Source organism: Hongsoonwoonella zoysiae (genome assembly GCF_013266695.1).
GTDB lineage: Bacteria > Pseudomonadota > Alphaproteobacteria > Rhizobiales > Stappiaceae > Hongsoonwoonella > Hongsoonwoonella zoysiae.
Genome location: NZ_JABRXF010000001.1, coordinates 1,558,100 through 1,573,903, shown reverse-complemented (window position 1 = coordinate 1,573,903; position 15,804 = coordinate 1,558,100). Strand labels below are relative to the sequence as shown.

Annotated in this window: 14 protein-coding genes; 7 read left to right on the top strand and 7 right to left on the bottom strand. The window is 60.8% G+C overall.

Annotated features, from left to right (window positions below):
• Positions 1-516 precede the first annotated feature (516 nt).
• The 3 genes from HPQ64_RS07305 to HPQ64_RS07295 all read right to left on the bottom strand — a co-directional run bounded on the left by HPQ64_RS07305 (position 517) and on the right by HPQ64_RS07295 (position 3,949).
• Positions 517-2,595 (bottom strand): 2Fe-2S iron-sulfur cluster-binding protein, encoded by a 2,079-nt coding sequence (locus tag HPQ64_RS07305; protein ID WP_172887705.1) that lies wholly within the window; start codon positions 2,593-2,595, stop codon positions 517-519.
• Between the two features lie 26 nt (positions 2,596-2,621).
• A complete protein-coding gene (locus HPQ64_RS07300; protein ID WP_172887704.1) occupies positions 2,622-3,242 on the bottom strand; it encodes a glutathione S-transferase family protein in 621 nt (206 codons plus the stop codon).
• An 86-nt stretch (positions 3,243-3,328) separates the two neighbouring features.
• A complete protein-coding gene (locus HPQ64_RS07295; RefSeq protein WP_172887703.1) occupies positions 3,329-3,949 on the bottom strand; it encodes a glutathione S-transferase family protein in 621 nt (206 codons plus the stop codon).
• A 125-nt stretch (positions 3,950-4,074) separates the two neighbouring features.
• Here HPQ64_RS07295 and HPQ64_RS07290 point away from each other — a divergent pair, with 125 nt between their 5' ends.
• Positions 4,075-4,992: a LysR family transcriptional regulator gene (locus HPQ64_RS07290; protein ID WP_172887702.1), complete on the top strand. Its 918-nt coding sequence runs from the start codon at positions 4,075-4,077 to the stop codon at positions 4,990-4,992.
• Here HPQ64_RS07290 and HPQ64_RS07285 read toward each other — a convergent pair.
• Genes HPQ64_RS07285 through HPQ64_RS07275 form a run of 3 tightly spaced genes read right to left on the bottom strand, consistent with a single transcriptional unit; the run spans position 4,989 to position 8,199 of the window.
• Complete coding sequence (locus HPQ64_RS07285) at positions 4,989-5,801, bottom strand: class I SAM-dependent methyltransferase (RefSeq protein ID WP_172887701.1); 813 nt, start codon at positions 5,799-5,801, stop codon at positions 4,989-4,991. The two genes, HPQ64_RS07290 and HPQ64_RS07285, sit on opposite strands and share 4 nt — an antisense overlap.
• Before the next feature lie 44 nt (positions 5,802-5,845).
• A complete protein-coding gene (gene glpD, locus HPQ64_RS07280) occupies positions 5,846-7,390 on the bottom strand; it encodes a glycerol-3-phosphate dehydrogenase (protein WP_172887700.1) in 1,545 nt (514 codons plus the stop codon).
• Positions 7,387-8,199, bottom strand: coding sequence for a DeoR/GlpR family DNA-binding transcription regulator (locus HPQ64_RS07275; RefSeq protein ID WP_246270340.1), 813 nt, complete (start codon positions 8,197-8,199; stop codon positions 7,387-7,389). The genes glpD and HPQ64_RS07275 overlap by 4 nt, the downstream gene beginning before the upstream one ends.
• A 196-nt stretch (positions 8,200-8,395) precedes the next feature.
• Here HPQ64_RS07275 and HPQ64_RS07270 point away from each other — a divergent pair, with 196 nt between their 5' ends.
• The 6 genes from HPQ64_RS07270 (at position 8,396) to HPQ64_RS07245 (ending at position 14,537) form a co-directional block, all read left to right on the top strand.
• A complete protein-coding gene (locus HPQ64_RS07270) occupies positions 8,396-10,132 on the top strand; it encodes an ABC transporter substrate-binding protein (protein ID WP_172887699.1) in 1,737 nt (578 codons plus the stop codon).
• A gap of 265 nt (positions 10,133-10,397) precedes the next feature.
• Complete coding sequence (locus HPQ64_RS07265; protein ID WP_172887698.1) at positions 10,398-11,465, top strand: ABC transporter ATP-binding protein; 1,068 nt, start codon at positions 10,398-10,400, stop codon at positions 11,463-11,465.
• 16 nt (positions 11,466-11,481) lie between these two features.
• On the top strand, positions 11,482-12,549 hold the full coding sequence (locus HPQ64_RS07260) for an ABC transporter ATP-binding protein (protein WP_172887697.1): 1,068 nt from the start codon (positions 11,482-11,484) through the stop codon (positions 12,547-12,549).
• Between the two features lie 12 nt (positions 12,550-12,561).
• Positions 12,562-13,428 carry a carbohydrate ABC transporter permease gene (locus tag HPQ64_RS07255; RefSeq protein ID WP_172887696.1) on the top strand — a complete coding sequence of 289 codons (867 nt, stop codon included), beginning with the start codon at positions 12,562-12,564 and terminating at the stop codon, positions 13,426-13,428.
• A complete protein-coding gene (locus HPQ64_RS07250) occupies positions 13,428-14,228 on the top strand; it encodes a carbohydrate ABC transporter permease (RefSeq protein ID WP_172887695.1) in 801 nt (266 codons plus the stop codon). Before HPQ64_RS07255 ends, HPQ64_RS07250 begins: the two co-directional genes overlap by 1 nt.
• A gap of 27 nt (positions 14,229-14,255) precedes the next feature.
• Positions 14,256-14,537, top strand: coding sequence for a DUF2160 domain-containing protein (locus HPQ64_RS07245; RefSeq protein ID WP_172887694.1), 282 nt, complete (start codon positions 14,256-14,258; stop codon positions 14,535-14,537).
• A gap of 165 nt (positions 14,538-14,702) precedes the next feature.
• Here HPQ64_RS07245 and HPQ64_RS07240 read toward each other — a convergent pair whose 3' ends face one another.
• Positions 14,703-15,719, bottom strand: coding sequence for a zinc ABC transporter substrate-binding protein (locus HPQ64_RS07240; protein WP_172887693.1), 1,017 nt, complete (start codon positions 15,717-15,719; stop codon positions 14,703-14,705).
• Positions 15,720-15,804 lie beyond the last annotated feature (85 nt).

Genomic DNA, 15,804 nt, shown 5'->3' with positions numbered 1-15,804 from the left:
TATACAGATGATAGTCACATCGCATAAAAGAAAAACAACTTAATGATTACATGGATATCCCAGTGTTATATTTTAATATAAGATAAATTACGCAGCGATATTTACCTAACAGTTTATTTAAAGGAAGCTAATATAGCTATTTAGAATATATACATCGAATTGTTAATACGCATTAGAAATAGCAAATTGAGAGATTTTGACTGGACACTAAAATTCTCAGTCCTCCTTATATTTCGCCGAAAGGTTGAAATACCAAAGCGGCTTAGCAAGCCGGCTTTAGGTCGGCGGCCTTCTTTTTCCGGGCAACGCGGCCAAAAACGAACTATACGCAATACTACTTATGAATTGGCGATCACAAGTTCGTTCAATCCGCGGAAGCCATGATACCGCAGGAAACGGGCCCTGATGGCCTCCATTCGGAAAAAGCCGCGACTGCGGTCCCGCCTTCATCGCTGAAAGCGGCAGCGGCGGAATGCACATGACTTTCCTGCCCGAAGCTTGATGAAGCTTCTCGTCTCAGAGTTCGACGACAAGCCTTTTTTCCGGCCCGTTTTCGCGCGCTGCGGGCACGGCGCAGCAGGTGAGGACCATACCCTTTTCCACCGGGAACGCAGGCTCTTCGGGGTAGCTGACGGCACCTTCGGCAAGACGCGCGGCACATGAACCGCAAGACCCCGAGCGGCAGCCGTAATGCGGCCGCAACCCCGACGCTTCGGCCAATTCCAGCAAAGTGCCGCTTTCCGGCGTCCACGAGGCTTCCACGCCGGATGCGGAAAACCGCACGGCCGCCCTGCCCTCGCCGACGCTTTGCTTTCCGCGTTCGGAATGGTCGGGCCGACGCCTCAAGCCGCTGTCGCCAAAGCTTTCGGAAAATATCCGCCGATCGGCGACATTCAGGTCCCTCAACCCGTCGTAGACCGACTGGGTCATGCCAGAGGGGCCGCAAATATAGAAATCATGGTCGTCGAAGGGCAGGATCGCCTTCAGCAGGTCGACACCGATGCGGCCCACGCTGTGAAGATCCCGACCTGGCTGATCGCCTTCCTCCTGCCGGCGGAGAGTGAAGTGAAGTCTGACCGACTGGGCAAGGCTTGCGATCTTTCGCGCTTCCTCGAAAAATGCGCGTTCCCCCGACGAGCGTGCGGCGTGAATGAAATGGATCGGCCGTTCCTTGCGTGTGCGAAAATCCTCCACCACCAGATGCTTCAGCATGGAAATCATGGGAGTTACGCCAACGCCTGCCGATATTAGCACGATCGGGCGATCATGGGAGGTGTCCGGCGTAAAGTGCCCGCGCGGGGAAAGCGCCTCCACGATATCGCCCTCGCCGACTTGGTCGTGCAAGTGACGGCTGACCTTTCCGTCCGCTTCCCGCTTCACGCTGATCCGGAAGAGCTTGTCGCCCGGCGCGCTCGACAATGTGTAGGTGCGGCACGCCAGTTCGCCATCCGGCAGGCGCAGGCGGATCGGCAGGAACTGACCGGCCTCGAACGCGGGCCGCCAGCCGCCGTCGGCGGGCTCGAGATAGAATGACCTAATCGTCGAGCTTTCTCGTACGACACGCGTGACACGATAGGAACGATAGGTGTTGCGGGCCTTTTCCGCTTCGAGCGCGGCCGCCGCCTCGTTCCAGTCTCCGGTGATAAGCGAATTCGGCGAAAAATCTCCGAACTCGAAACGAAGCGGCAAGGCCCCCTTCAGCCGGACCGTGTGATCGACGCGGATCCTCAGCAAACGCTCGGCCCCGCGGAAGGCCGCAAGTTCCTCACCCTCGTAAATAATCTCAGCCTCGCCCGCGACATGCAGCAGGTCACCTAACGTGAAATCGGGAAACAGAAGGCCCGTTTTTGCATTGAGATGCAGATTGCCGAAGGTGTTGAAGAAGAGATTGCCCGCGAAATCCGGGATCGTCAGCGTTGCGTCATCGTCCACGCGCACGAAGCCCGGCTTGCCGCCGCGGTGCGAAACATCCGCGCCCAACTTGCCTTTTTCGTCTTCGCCCGGTGCGATACTGGCAATGAAGAATGTGTCGGCGGCCTCGATCTGCGCGCGCGCGGCCGCGTCCAGGCCATCCGAACGCCTGACGTCCGGCGCAAAGCCGGTGTCCGTGACATCGCGAACATATGCCGGCCGGCGGGTCTGGATATATTGCGGGCAGTTTCCGAACGACTGGTCGATGGCAAGTTCCAGCGTCTCGCCGGACGCGCTCACATGCGCGGTAAACCGGTTGCGCCGTCGCGTCTGAAACTCGATCCCGATGCCGCCAACCTTCGCGCCCGGGGCCAGGGCAGCTTCCAGGGGATCGCCCGTGATGGGGCGCGCGGCAATGGAAAGTCTGCGCCTGTCGGGAGAGGAGACGAAACCGGGAAGCCCGAAGAGCATTGTCGCACGCGGCCAGCCTTCGCCATCTATCGACGAAAGCACGATGAAGGGAAGCTGCGCGAAAAAAGCCCGATGCTGATCCGGCATGAAGTCGCGGATCGCCATGCGGCCGAAGGCGGATATCCGCTCCTTCACGCCCACTTTCTCCTGAACCGCAAGTTCGCCTTCGTGGAAAGGCGTGCCGCGATCCGCGGTCGAATTTTTATCGGACATGACTTCTCTCCTTCGGGAGGCGGCGTTCAGGCCAAAAGACCTGCCTTCGATGCCGGCATTGCGACAAATCCTGGAAGCGCCTCCATGCGGACGAGCCACGCCCGAATATCCGGATAAGGATCCAGCGAAATGCCGCCTTCCGGCGCATGCGCAGTGTAGGTATAGAGCGCGACATCGGCGATCGTCGGCGCGTCCGCGATCAAAAACGCGCGACCTGAGAGCCTGGCGTCCAGAACCTCGAACAAACCGGCGGCGATCCCGCACGCCCTTTCATGATCGAGCTCCGCCCCGAACACCGTGACGCGCCGTGCGTCGCACGGCCCGTCCGTCAAGGCTCCCGAGGCGACCGACAGCCATGCCTGGACAATCGCCTCTTTTCCCTTCGGCAGCCATGTGCCGGCGGGATCGAATTTTCCGGCAAGATGCACGAGAACGGCGTTGCTGTCCCAGATCGTCTGATCGCCGTCCCGGAGGACGGGAACCTGCCCGAACGGATGCAGCCTCAGATGTTCGGGAGCCTTTTGCGCTCCGGCAGTCAGGTCGACTTCGATGCGTTCCACCTTAAGGCCGAGAAGCGAGGCGAACAGCACGGCGCGATGCGCATGGCCCGATTTTGCGAAGGTATATAGCTTCAATCCGGCAGTCATGAACCTGCATCCGTGCTTTTCGCCAAAGGCGTAATGTTCGCCTTACTCTCCCGAGAGTGCGCCGCCCCGGCGCCAAGGCCTGGACCCTAGGCCAGGAGGCCAGCTTTCGTCTCGGGCATGGCCACGAAACCGGGAAGAGCCTCGATACGCGAAAGCCACGCGCGGATATTCTCGAAAGGCTCCAGCGTCACCCCGCCCTCCGGCGCATGGGCGGTATAGGAATAGAGCGCGACATCGGCGATCGTCGGCTTGTCGCCGACCAGGAACGGACGCTTGCCAAGCTCCTTCTCCAGAACCTCAAACAGCGCGGCGGCCGTCGCCTTCGTGCGCTCGTGGTCGAAATCCGCGCCGAAGACGGTCACGAGACGCGCCGCGCAGGGGCCGTTGAAAAGCGGACCGGCGGCTACCGAAAGCCACGCCTGGATCGCAGCTCTCTGGTCCTGCGGATACCAGGCCCCGGAAGCGTCGTGGTTGATCGCGAGATGCACGAGGATGGCGTTGCTGTCCCAGATCGTCTGGTCGCCTTCCTGAAGGACGGGCACCTGGCCGAACGGGTGCATCGCCAGATAGTCCGGCGTCTTGTGCGCGCCGCCGGCGAGATCGACGTCGATCAGCTCCGCGTCGAGGCCGAGAAGCGAGGCGAACAGCACGGCCCGGTGGGAATGTCCGGATTTTGCAAAACGGTGAATTTTCAGCTTGGCGGTCATGGTCCAGTCTCCGCATGAATCTTCAATCTCAGCCAGGTGGCCGGGTCGATGCGGAATATGCTCATTACGCGATTTCAATGAATAGGCATCTTTTAAAAGACATTATTCCGCAATATGGAATAATAATGGACCGCCTTCATACAATGCAGGTTTTCGTCGCCGTTGCGGATGCGGGAAATTTCGCCCGCGCCGGAGCAAAGCTCAACCTGTCCCCGCCGGCGGTAACGCGCGCCGTCTCGTCGCTCGAAGAGCGGCTCGGCGTCAGGCTTTTCAACCGAACAACCCGCTCGCTTTCGCTGACGGAAGCCGGTGAGGACTATCTGTCCGAATGTCGTCGGCTGCTAGAGGATATCGAAGGTGTCGAACAGATCGTGCGCGGCCGCGCGGCAACGGCGAGCGGCCACCTCAGGGTCACCGCCCCGGTAACCTTCGGGCGAAAGTGCACGACGCCTCTCCTGTCCGATTTTCTCGACGTTCACCCGCAGATAACGGCAACGCTGCTGTGCCTCGACAGGGTCGTCGACATTGTCGAGGAAGGCATCGACATCGCCGTGCGCATTGCCCATCTACCGGATTCCACGCTGCTTGCACGGCGTGTCGGCCATGTTCGCCAGGTGCTCGTCGCAAGCCCCGACTATCTCGATATGGCGCCGAAGCTGGAGACCCCGGGCGATCTTGAAAGCCACCGTACGATCACCACCACGGCGCTCGCGCATGCCGGAAACTGGCGGCTCGTGCTGGACGGCAAGCCCTGCACCGCGGCCATACGCCCACGCCTCGACGTCAACGATGCAGCGGCGGTGATCACCGAAGCGGAGCGCGGAGGAGGCCTCGTCATGGCGCTCTCCTATATGGTGGAGGACGCGGTGCGGGCGGGCCGACTGAAGCTCGTGCTGGACCGCTTCATGCCAGATCCCGTGCCGGTCAGCCTCGTCTATCCGCCGACGAGAAAGGTTTCCGGCAAGGTGCGGGCATTCGTCGATTTTGCCGCCCCGCGCCTTGCCGAAAGGCTTGGCGAAATGGAACTGGCCCGCGAGGTTTAGTCCTTGCGGGCAATGACCAGATGCCCGGGCACCGGCTCACCCTCGTCATGGCGCACGACGATCGGGGCGAGTTCGACAAGCGTAAAGCCATGCTCGTCAAGCAGCGCGCGGACGTAGGCCGGCCGATGGGCGAAACGTTGCTTCGGGCCGACCATGAAGGTCCGGCCCTGAAATGCCTTGTCCAGCAGGGTTTCGGTGGAAAAGGCGACGACCCCGCCCTGCGCCGTCTTCGCGGCAAGGCCGGAGAAGAACGCCTCGAGCCTGCCCATATAGGGAAGCACGTCGGTTGCGACGATCATGTCGAACGCCGACTCGTCCGTGGCCTCCAGGAAATGCACGGCTTCGGCGACATAGAGCCTGTCGTAAACGTCCTTTTCATAGGCGGCTTCCACCATCGCCTCCGAAAGGTCGACGGCGACAAGTTCTTCCGCGTGATCGTACAGTACATCGCCAGAAAGCCCGGTGCCGCAGCCGAGGTCAAGGAGCCGGGAAAAAGGCCCGAGACCGAGACGCTCCACCGCCTCGCCCACCATCATCGGCACATGGTAGCCAAGCTGGTCGACGAGAATGGATTCGAAAACGTCCGCATGCTGGTCGAAAAGGGCGGACACATAGGCATCGGGCGCCTTGTCCGGCGACTGGCCGCGCCCCATCGCGGCAAGACGCACCGACGCGCCGCCCCGATCGTCCGGGTCGATTTCAAGGACAAGGCGATAGGCTTGCGCCGCGCCTTCGAGATCGCCGGCCTTTTCAAGATCCAGCCCGCGGTTATAGGCCTCAGCAAGGGCCTCTTCGTCGATTTCGCTCATGCGCGCGTTTTAGACGAGTTGAACTTGCGCGGATAGCGGATTCGTCAGCCGTTCGCGTGCGTTCCACTGGCTGGCGAAACGGCCTCGCGCATAAACTCTTCAAGCGCCTTGACTTCGTCTTCGGACAGCCGCAGGCCAAGTTTGGTGCGCCGCCAGAGCACGTCCTCTGCCGTGCGCGCCCACTCCTGATCGATCAGATAGCGTACTTCCGCTTCATAGAGATCCGCGCCGAAGTGGCGGCCCAGGCCTTTTTTGTCATGCACGCCGTCCAGGAGGCCATTGCAGCAGGTCCCGTAGAGCCGGACGAGGCGCGTCGCATGACGCTCGTCGAGAAAGGCATGTTTCTGCCGGATCTTGGCGACTTGGCCGGCAAAGCCCTCAACCGGGAAGTCGCCGCCGGGAAGGGCTGCTTTCTTCGTCCAGGCGGGGCCGCGGGCGCCGAGCTGGTCCTCGATCTTTTCAAGGACCGACTGGGCAAGCCGGCGGTAGGTCGTGATCTTGCCGCCGAAGATGTTGACGAGCGGCGCCTCGCCATTCCCGCCGTCGACCTTCAGAACATAGTCGCGCGTGGCCTCCTGCGCCTTGGAGGCCCCATCATCGTAAAGCGGACGTACGCCGGAGTAGGTCCAGACGATATCCTCGCGCTTGAGCGGCTTTTCGAAATATTCACTTGCCGCCGCCAGAAGATAGTCCGTCTCGGCATCGGAGATGCGAGCCGACCCCGGATCGCCGGAGAAGTCCTCATCCGTCGTGCCGATCAGCGTGAAATCACCCTCGTAGGGAATAGCAAAGATGATCCGCCCGTCGGCGTTCTGGAAGATGTAGGCCCGGTCGTGGTCATAAACTTTCCTGACGACGATGTGGCTGCCCTTGACGAGGCGGACGTTGGCTGTATTGCCGCGTCCCAGCGCACCGTTCAAAACATTGTCGACCCATGGGCCGCCTGCATTGACGATCAGCTTCGCCGTCACCTCGCGCGTGGCGCCCGAGATCTCGTCTTTGAGCATCGCCCGCCAGTATCCGTTTTCGCGCGTCGCGGAAACGAGCTTCACTCTCGTGTTGATCTCTGCCCCACGGTCGGCCGCATCGCGCGCGTTGAGCGCGACAAGCCGCGCATCATCCACCCAGCAGTCGGAATATTCGAAACCGGTTGAAAACAGGCCGGGTTTCAGCGGCTTGCCGGCCCGGTCTGTCGTGAGGTCGAGGGTCTTCGTCGCGGGAAGCTTCTTGCGCCCGCCCAAATGGTCGTAGATGAAGAGCCCGAGGCGAAGCAACCAGCGTGGACGCAGGCCCTTGTGGTGCGGCAGCACGAAGCGCAGCGGCCGGATGATGTGCGGTGCGTTCGCCCATAGCACCTCGCGTTCTGTAAGCGCTTCGCGGACCAGACGGAACTCGTAGTATTCCAGGTAGCGCAACCCGCCGTGAATGAGTTTCGTCGACCATGAGGAGGTGCCGCTCGCCAGATCCTTCATTTCCACGAGGCAGGCGGAATATCCGCGGCCGACGGCATCGCGCGCGATGCCTGCACCGTTGATTCCGCCACCGATGATCAACAGGTCGAAATCGCTGGGCGAAGGTACGGTGCTCACGTCGAGGCTCCTGAGTTCTCACCGGCGACCTCGACGCGCACGTCGTTTTCGCGGCAAATTTCCATGATGGGGTCGGGTGGTCTTTCGTCCGTGACGAAGAAATTGATTTCCGAAAGATGGCCGATCCGGACCGGCGCGTTGCGCTCGAATTTCATCTTGTCCGCGACCAGGATCGTAAAGCGCGCATGTTTCAGAATCTCCCGCGACACGCGCACCTCGCGGAAGTCGTAGTCGAAGATCGTGCCGTCCGCGTCGATGGCCGAGGCGCCGATGATCGCGTAGTCGACCTTGAACTGGCGCATGAAATCGACGGTCGCCTCCCCGACGATGCCGCCATCGGATGCCCTGACGAGGCCGCCGGCGATGATTACCTCCACGCCGGGCGCCTCGCGCAGGATATTGGCGACGTTGATGTTGTTTGTGATCGCCATCAGGCCTTCGTGATGCCTGAGCGATGCCGCCACCTGCTCCGTTGTCGTACCGATGTTGAGCATGATCGAACTGTTTTCGGGGATCAGCGCTGCGGCGACCCGGCCGATGCGCTGCTTTTCCTCCTCGGCCAGGTAGCGGCGCGATTCATAAGCCCAGTTGGACACGCTCGACGGCGAAACCGCGCCGCCGTGCACCCGCTGCAGCAGGCCGCGCTCGCAAAGATCGTTCAGGTCCTTGCGGATGGTTTGGGGCGTCACGTCGAAGCCCGCGGCAAGCTTTTCCACCTCCACGCGGCCGACGCGCCGCGCAAGGTCCAGAATGTCCGTCTGCCGTGGTGTTACGGGCTCCATTTGCGATACTATTCGCTTGCTTTCCATGGCGTTTCAGCGATCGCGAGGCCGAATTCGCTTCGGTTTCTTATCGCTTTCGTTTCATTTCGCAATGCAATATGCATGCGACTTTTGTGACTGAAAGTTGATCGGTTTGGGCAATAATCGCAAGAAAATTTTCGTATTGACGTTCGTTTTTTTTCGTTTGATAGTCGATCCGCGGTTTCACTAGGGAGGAATACCGATGCGTCAGAAATTAATGGCCGCGGTCGCTGCCACGACTCTGATCGCCGTCTCGGGATCGGCCTTTGCCGGTGTCGACGAGGCAAGAAAATGGATCGACGAAGAGTTCCAGCCGTCCGTCCTTTCCAAGGACGAACAGCTCCAGGAGATGGAGTGGTTCATCAAGGCTGCGGAACCCTTCCAGGGCATGGAGATCAACGTCCTTTCGGAAACGATCCCCACGCACACCTACGAATCCCAGACCCTGACGAAGGCTTTCGAGGAAATCACCGGGATCAAGGTGAATCACCAGCTTCTCGGCGAGGGCGAAGTCGTTCAGGCGGTTCAGACGCAGATGCAGACGAACCGGAACCTCTACGACGCCTACATCAACGATTCCGATCTCATCGGCACGCACTCACGCCTGCAGCTTGCCGTGAACCTTTCGGAGTGGATGGCGGGCGAGGGCAAGGACGTCACGAACCCAGCGCTCGACATCGACGACTTCATCGGCAAGTCGTTCACCACCGGCCCGGACGGAAGCCTCTATCAGCTTCCCGACCAGCAGTTCGCGAACCTTTACTGGTTCCGCAAGGACTGGTTCGACAATCCGGACCTTCAGGCCCGCTTCAAGGAAAAATACGGCTACGACCTCGGCGTTCCGGTGAACTGGTCCGCCTATGAGGACATCGCCGACTTCTTCACCAACGACGTGAAGGAAATCGACGGTGTGCGCGTCTACGGCCATATGGACTACGGCAAGCGCGCCCCGGACCTTGGCTGGCGCATGACGGATGCCTGGCTTTCCATGGCCGGCGCCGGCTCCAAAGGCCTTCCGAACGGCCGCCCGATCGACGAGTGGGGCATCCGCATGGACGAAGGTTCGTGCAACCCGGCCGGCGCCTCTGTCACGCGCGGTGGCGGCACTAACGGCCCGGCCGCCGTCTACGCGATCCGCAAGTGGGACGAATGGCTGCGCGCCTACGCCCCTCCGGGCGCGGCCGACTATGACTTCTACCAGTCTCTGCCGGCACTGAGCCAGGGCAACGTCGCCCAGCAGATCTTCTGGTATACGGCGTTCACCGCGTCGATGGTCGCGCCGAAGTCGGAAGGCAACAACACCGTAGACGATTCCGGCAACCCGCTGTGGCGCATGGCTCCGTCCCCGCACGGCCCCTACTGGGAAGAAGGCCAGAAGCTCGGCTATCAGGACGCCGGCTCCTGGACGATCCTGAAGTCCACTCCGACCGATCGCGCAAAGGCGGCCTGGCTCTACGCCCAGTTCGTCGTCTCCAAGACGGTTGACGTGAAAAAGAGCCACGTTGGTCTTACCTTCATCCGCGACAGCTCGATCCGTCACGAAAGCTTCACGGAGCGTGCTCCGAAGCTCGGTGGCCTCGTCGAGTTCTACCGCTCGCCCGACCGCGTGCTGTGGACCCCGACCGGCGTTAATGTTCCGGATTACCCGAAGCTTGCCCAGCTGTGGTGGCAGAACATCGGTGACGTGAACTCCGGTGCCTTCACCCCGCAGGAAGCCATGGACCGTCTGGCCGGTGAAATGGATAACGTCATGGCCCGCATGCAGCGCGCCGACGAGGCCAACAACACCTACGGCGGCTGCGGCCCGCGCCTGAACGAGGAAAAGGACGCTTCCGAGTGGCTTGGCCACGGCGGCGCCAAGGCGAAGCTCGACAACGAGAAGCCGCAGGGTGAAACCATCGCCTATGACGAACTCGTCAAGCGTTGGGCGGCCAACTGATCGACATGGATCCAAACCTCCCGGCGGCACCGCCGCCGGGAGGCCATTAAGCTTAGCGGCCCCTATGCGCGATCACCTTCCCTGCCACTGCGGGGCCGGTCGCCCGCCGCAAGATACGCCGGAACGCAAACGGACCGAATATGGTCCCCGCCGGCTTGAACTGTCCGAGCGAACCACTGGAAAGGCGACCGCCTCCGGGTTATGTCCGGCAGGCTGCGCCGGCCCGCAGGCGGATGAACGAAATAAAACAGGCTGTGGCGACGTGATGACCCTGGAACTCAAAGATGTGTCGCTCCGTTTCGGCGCGGATACGCATATCTACCCGACGAGCCTGACGCTCGATCCGGGCTCTTTCAATATCCTGCTGGGCACCACCCTCGCCGGCAAGACCACGCTGATGAAGCTGATGGCCGGACTTGAGAAACCGACCAGGGGAGAGGTCTGGTTTTCGGGAAAGAACGTGACCGGCGTTTCGGTGCGCTCACGCAATGTCTCGATGGTCTATCAGCAGTTCATCAACTATCCGAACCTGACCGTCTATGAGAATATCGCCTCTCCGCTGCGGGTAGCGCGCGTTTCCGAGGCGGAAATCAAGAAGAAAGTCCAATCGCTTGCCGAACTCCTGAAGCTCTCGCCGATGCTGCAACGCAGGCCGGGCGAGCTTTCGGGCGGCCAGCAGCAGCGAACGGCGCTTGCCCGCGCGCTCATCAAGGATTCCGACCTCGTGCTGCTCGACGAGCCACTTGCAAACCTCGATTTCAAATTGCGCGAAGAGCTGCGCGACGAACTACCGCGCCTTTTCGCGGACCGCGACTGCATTGTCGTCTATGCGACGACGGAGCCGACAGAGGCTCTCCTTTTCGGCGGCAACACAGCCTGCCTCCATCAAGGACGCATCGCCCAATTCGGCCCGACGGGCGAAATCTATCGCGCTCCGAAGGACCTCGTGAGCGCGCAGGTGTTTTCCGACCCGCCGATCAACACCGTCGCCGTGACCAAGCGCGGCGGCGAGTTCCGCCTTGCGGATATGGCGACATGGGCCGCGACAGGCGATTTCGCGAATATTGCCGATGGCGACTACACGCTCGGCGTCCGCCCGCATCATGTAAGCCCGCTTGCCAGCGGCGATAACCCGGTAGGCGTCGACGGCAAGGTTCTGGTCGCGGAGCTATCGGGCTCGGAAAGCATCATCCACTTCACCATGCACGGCGCGACCTGGGTCTCGCAGTCGCACGGCATTCACCCGTTCGAGGTCGGAAGCCAGGCGAAACTCTATGCAGACATGTCAAGGGCAATGCTCTTCGACATGGACGGCAGGCGCGTGGCGGCCTGAGCCGGAGGGGCTGAAAATGGCAAAGATCACACTTGAAAACCTCGGCCACTCCTACATGGAGAACCCGCAGAGCGAGGCCGACTGGGCGCTCAAGAAGCTCAACATCGATTGGGATGACGGGGGCGCCTATGCGCTGCTCGGCCCATCGGGTTGCGGCAAGACCACGCTGCTCAGCATCATTTCCGGCCTTCTGCATCCGAGCGCCGGCCGCGTGCTCTTCGACGATCAGGACGTGACCGACCTGCCGCCGGACCAGCGCCACATCGCGCAGGTGTTCCAGTTTCCGGTCGTCTACGACACGATGACCGTCTACGACAATCTCGCCTTTCCCTTGCGCAACCGGCATGTTCCGGAAGCGGATGTCGACAAGCGCGTGCGCGAAATCGCGGAAATGATCGATCTTTCCGACACGCTGAAAAGCCGTGCCAAGGGGCTGACGGCGGACGGCAAGCAGAAGATCTCGCTCGGCCGCGGGCTGGTGCGCTCTGACGTCAACGTGATCATGTTCGACGAGCCGCTTACCGTCATCGACCCGCATCTGAAGTGGCTTTTGCGTTCCAAGCTGAAGGAGCTTCATCAGCGGGTGAAAACGACGATGATCTACGTCACCCACGACCAGACGGAGGCGCTCACCTTCGCCGACAAGGTGGTGGTTATGAACCTTGGCGAGGTGGTGCAGATCGGCACGCCCGTGGACCTGTTCGAACGGCCGCAACACACATTCGTCGGCCATTTCATCGGCTCGCCCGGCATGAACGTTCTTCCTTGCGCGGTTGAGGACGGCAAGCCGCATTTCGCCGGCTCCGAGATCGAAACGGCGTCGAGCCGGAACCTTAACGAACTCAAGGGTGAACTGCAGATCGGCGTGCGCCCGGAATTCGTGCAGTTCGCAGACAAGGGCGTACCGGCGAAGGTCGTCAAGGTGAGCGATGCCGGCCGTTTCCGGATCGTGGAAACGCGGGCCGACGACACTTCGATCAAGCTGCTCGTGCCGGAAGGCCAGGGCATCCCGGCGGACGACGCCTTTCTCGCTTTCGACCGCGACCATACACAGGTCTATCGCGACGGCTGGATCGTGGCCTGAGGGGATAATCGGATGAACAACAAGACGATCAATCACGCCGCCTGGATCTTCGTCCTCCCCGTCGTCGCGCTCGTGGCCTTCAACGCCATCATCCCGCTGATGACAGTGGTGAATTACTCCGTTCAGGAAACCTTCGGCGACAACACCTTCTTCTGGGCCGGCGTCATCTGGTTCGAGGAAGTGCTGCATTCCACGCGCTTCCACGATGCGCTCCTGCGCCAGCTCACCTTCACCTTCACGATCCTTGCGATCGAGGTGCCGCTCGGCGTCGCGATCGCGCTTGCCATGCCGCGAAAGGGCCCCTGGGTTTCCGTCTGCCTGGTGACGATGGCCCTGCCGCTTCTCATCCCGTGGAACGTGGTCGGCGCGATGTGGAACATCTTCGCGCTGCCGGATATCGGCCTTCTCGGCCGCGGGCTCAACGTGCTTGGCTTCGACTACAACTTCACCCGCCAGCCGGGGGATGCCTGGTTCACGCTGATCGTCATGGACGTCTGGCACTGGACGTCGCTGGTGGTGCTGCTTGCCTATGCCGGCCTCGTCTCGATCCCCGATGCCTACTATCAGGCGGCGAAGATCGACGGCGCGGGATCCTTCGCGATCTTCCGCTTCATTCAGCTTCCAAAACTGAAGCGCGTACTCACGATTGCCGTCCTGCTGCGGTTCATGGACAGCTTCATGATCTATACCGAGCCCTTCGTGCTTACCGGCGGCGGCCCCGGCAATTCGACGACCCTTCTATCCATCGACCTTGTGAAGATAGCGCTCGGCCAGTTCGACCTCGGCCCGGCAGCGGCCATGTCGCTGATCTACTTCCTGATCATCCTGCTTCTGAGCTGGATCTTCTACACCTTGATGATGCGCAGCGAGGCCCAGTGATGCGACGCTATTCCTGGCTAGTGCCGACCCTTTACATCCTGTTCCTGATGCTGCCGATCTACTGGCTCTTGAACATGTCGTTCAAGACCACCAACGAGATCCTCGGCTCCTTCACGCTGTGGCCACAGGAATTCACGCTGGAGAACTACCGCGTCATCTTCACCGATCCGACGTGGTACAACGGTTATATCAACTCTCTCATCTACGTGACCTTGAACACGGTGCTGTCCGTGGCGGTGGCACTTCCCGCGGCTTACGCCTTTTCGCGCTACCGTTTCCTGGGCGACAAGCACCTGTTCTTCTGGCTCCTGACCAACCGAATGGCGCCGCCCGCCGTTTTCGCCCTGCCGTTCTTCCAGCTTTATTCGGCCGTCGGGCTGTTCGACACGCATCTGGCGGTAGCTCTTGCCCACACATTGTTCAACATTCCGCTCGCCGTGTGGATTCTCGAAGGTTTCATGTCCGGCGTGCCGAAGGAACTCGACGAGACCGCCTATGTCGACGGGCATTCCTTCTGGTCGTTCTTCCTGAAGATCTTCGTGCCGACGATCGCTGCTGGCATCGGCGTTGCCGCCTTCTTCTGCTTCATGTTCTCCTGGGTGGAACTGTTGCTCGCCAAGACGCTGACGGCGGTAGAGGCCAAGCCGATCGCCGCGACGATGACGCGAACGGCCTCCACATCCGGCTATGAACTGGGGCTGCTGGCGGCGGCCGGATCGCTGACGATCGTGCCGGGCGCCTTCGTCATCTACTTCGTGCGCAACTACATCGCCAAGGGCTTCGCCCTCGGCCGCGTTTAGAGCATATCCTGCAAGAGGAGACTTATCATGGGTCTTACCTGGATGGCCTGGACATGGCCGACCGCATCCTTTTTCGCCTTCATCGCGCTTTGCCTGGTGACAATGAGCGTGTGGGAGTTCAAGTCCCCCGGCGGGGGGCCGCGCCACGGCGTTCTCGGCCTCGACACCACGCGCGGCGACCGGCTTTTCATCTCGCTGCTGGGCTCGGCGTTCATTTTCCTCGCCTGGCTCGCGATCATGGGAACGCCTCTTTGGGGGCCGCTTATTATCGCGCTTGTCTATGCCTTCTGCGTCTTCAAGTGGGTGTGAAAGCAACTCAAAAACAATCAACTCAACAAGTTCGGGACGGCGGAGAAAACAACTCCGCCGTCCTTTTTTGTTCCCGCTCCGTCCGCGTGCCCTAATATGTCCTCGACCCGACAGGATGGAGGCAACGATGGGCGGAAGCTTTGAAGCCGAATTTGCTGCAAGACCTCAGCCTTCGCCGGAGAGGCATTCGGCAAGCGATTTCGCGAGATTTCGCAAGAGGTCGAAATACTGGTCCGGCCCGTCTTCAAGGTCGGCGCCAAGCGGGTCGAGAACGCCGGGGCGGGCGTTGCTTCCTTCGGCGATGACGGCAACCAGACGCGGATCGAACTGCGGTTCGGAGAAGACGCAGACCGCGCCAAGTTCCTTCACTTTTTCCCGCATTCCCGCCACCCGTGCCGCGCCTGGCCTTGCCTCGGGGCTGACCGAAATCGAGCCGACGGCGTTCAGGCCATAGTGTTTTTCGAAATACTGGTAGCCGTCGTGAAAGACCACGTAGGGCGTTGCGGCGACAGGGGCCAGAATGCCCCGGATTTCCGCATCGAGCGCATCGATCCTATCTTCCAGCTTCCTCGCGTTTCCTGCGTAAACACCGGCATTGTCAGCGTCGATTGCGGAAAGCGCCACTTCGATTTCATGGACCAATGCCCTGGCATTTTGCGGATCGAGCCAGAAATGCATGTCCATACCGGCGCCATTGTGGTCCGATCGGTCTTCCCCGCTATCGTGCCCGTTTTCGTGTTCATGCTCCCCATCCTCATGGGCGTGAGCCTCGAAGTCGCCATCCTCACGGTAGGGCAGAAGTTTCACGCCATGCGCCTCGCTTAAGGCAACGACTTCCGCATTCCGGCTTAACGCCCGGATGGGACCTTCCAGAAATACTTCAAGATCGGGCCCCGCCCAGACGACAAGATCTGCGTTCTCCAGTTCCGCGGCATCCGAAGGCTTCAGGCTGTACCCGTGGGGCGAACCGGCACCTTCGACGATCAGACCGGGTTCGCCAATTCCCTCCATCACCGCCGAAACGAGCGAATGAACGGGTTTGATCGAGGCAACCACCTTCGGCGCTCCTTGAGCCTGCGCAGTGGCCGCGAGGAAAATTCCAAACACGGCACATTGGATGCCTTTGAGGGCCAAAAAGGTTCTTTTCGAGGATTTCGTGTCCCAGTCAAGTGGCAACTTCATGGGGCGGCTCTCCAGTGGATGGCTTCAGGAGAATGTGTAACTTTATAACGTTTATTGCGTTATGCTATAACGTATGCCATACCCG

Bases quoted from the DNA above. Each gene is read 5' to 3' on its own strand.
- HPQ64_RS07305 (WP_172887705.1), bottom strand. From the start codon at position 2,595: ATGTCCGATAAAAATTCGACCGCGGATCGCGGCACGCCTTTCCACGAA.
- HPQ64_RS07300 (WP_172887704.1), bottom strand. From the start codon at position 3,242: ATGACTGCCGGATTGAAGCTATATACCTTCGCAAAATCGGGCCATGCG.
- HPQ64_RS07295 (WP_172887703.1), bottom strand. From the start codon at position 3,949: ATGACCGCCAAGCTGAAAATTCACCGTTTTGCAAAATCCGGACATTCC.
- HPQ64_RS07290 (WP_172887702.1), top strand. From the start codon at position 4,075: ATGGACCGCCTTCATACAATGCAGGTTTTCGTCGCCGTTGCGGATGCG.
- HPQ64_RS07285 (WP_172887701.1), bottom strand. From the start codon at position 5,801: ATGAGCGAAATCGACGAAGAGGCCCTTGCTGAGGCCTATAACCGCGGG.
- HPQ64_RS07275 (WP_246270340.1), bottom strand. From the start codon at position 8,199: ATGGAAAGCAAGCGAATAGTATCGCAAATGGAGCCCGTAACACCACGG.
- HPQ64_RS07270 (WP_172887699.1), top strand. From the start codon at position 8,396: ATGCGTCAGAAATTAATGGCCGCGGTCGCTGCCACGACTCTGATCGCC.
- HPQ64_RS07265 (WP_172887698.1), top strand. From the start codon at position 10,398: ATGACCCTGGAACTCAAAGATGTGTCGCTCCGTTTCGGCGCGGATACG.
- HPQ64_RS07260 (WP_172887697.1), top strand. From the start codon at position 11,482: ATGGCAAAGATCACACTTGAAAACCTCGGCCACTCCTACATGGAGAAC.
- HPQ64_RS07255 (WP_172887696.1), top strand. From the start codon at position 12,562: ATGAACAACAAGACGATCAATCACGCCGCCTGGATCTTCGTCCTCCCC.
- HPQ64_RS07250 (WP_172887695.1), top strand. From the start codon at position 13,428: ATGCGACGCTATTCCTGGCTAGTGCCGACCCTTTACATCCTGTTCCTG.
- HPQ64_RS07245 (WP_172887694.1), top strand. From the start codon at position 14,256: ATGGGTCTTACCTGGATGGCCTGGACATGGCCGACCGCATCCTTTTTC.
- HPQ64_RS07240 (WP_172887693.1), bottom strand. From the start codon at position 15,719: ATGAAGTTGCCACTTGACTGGGACACGAAATCCTCGAAAAGAACCTTT.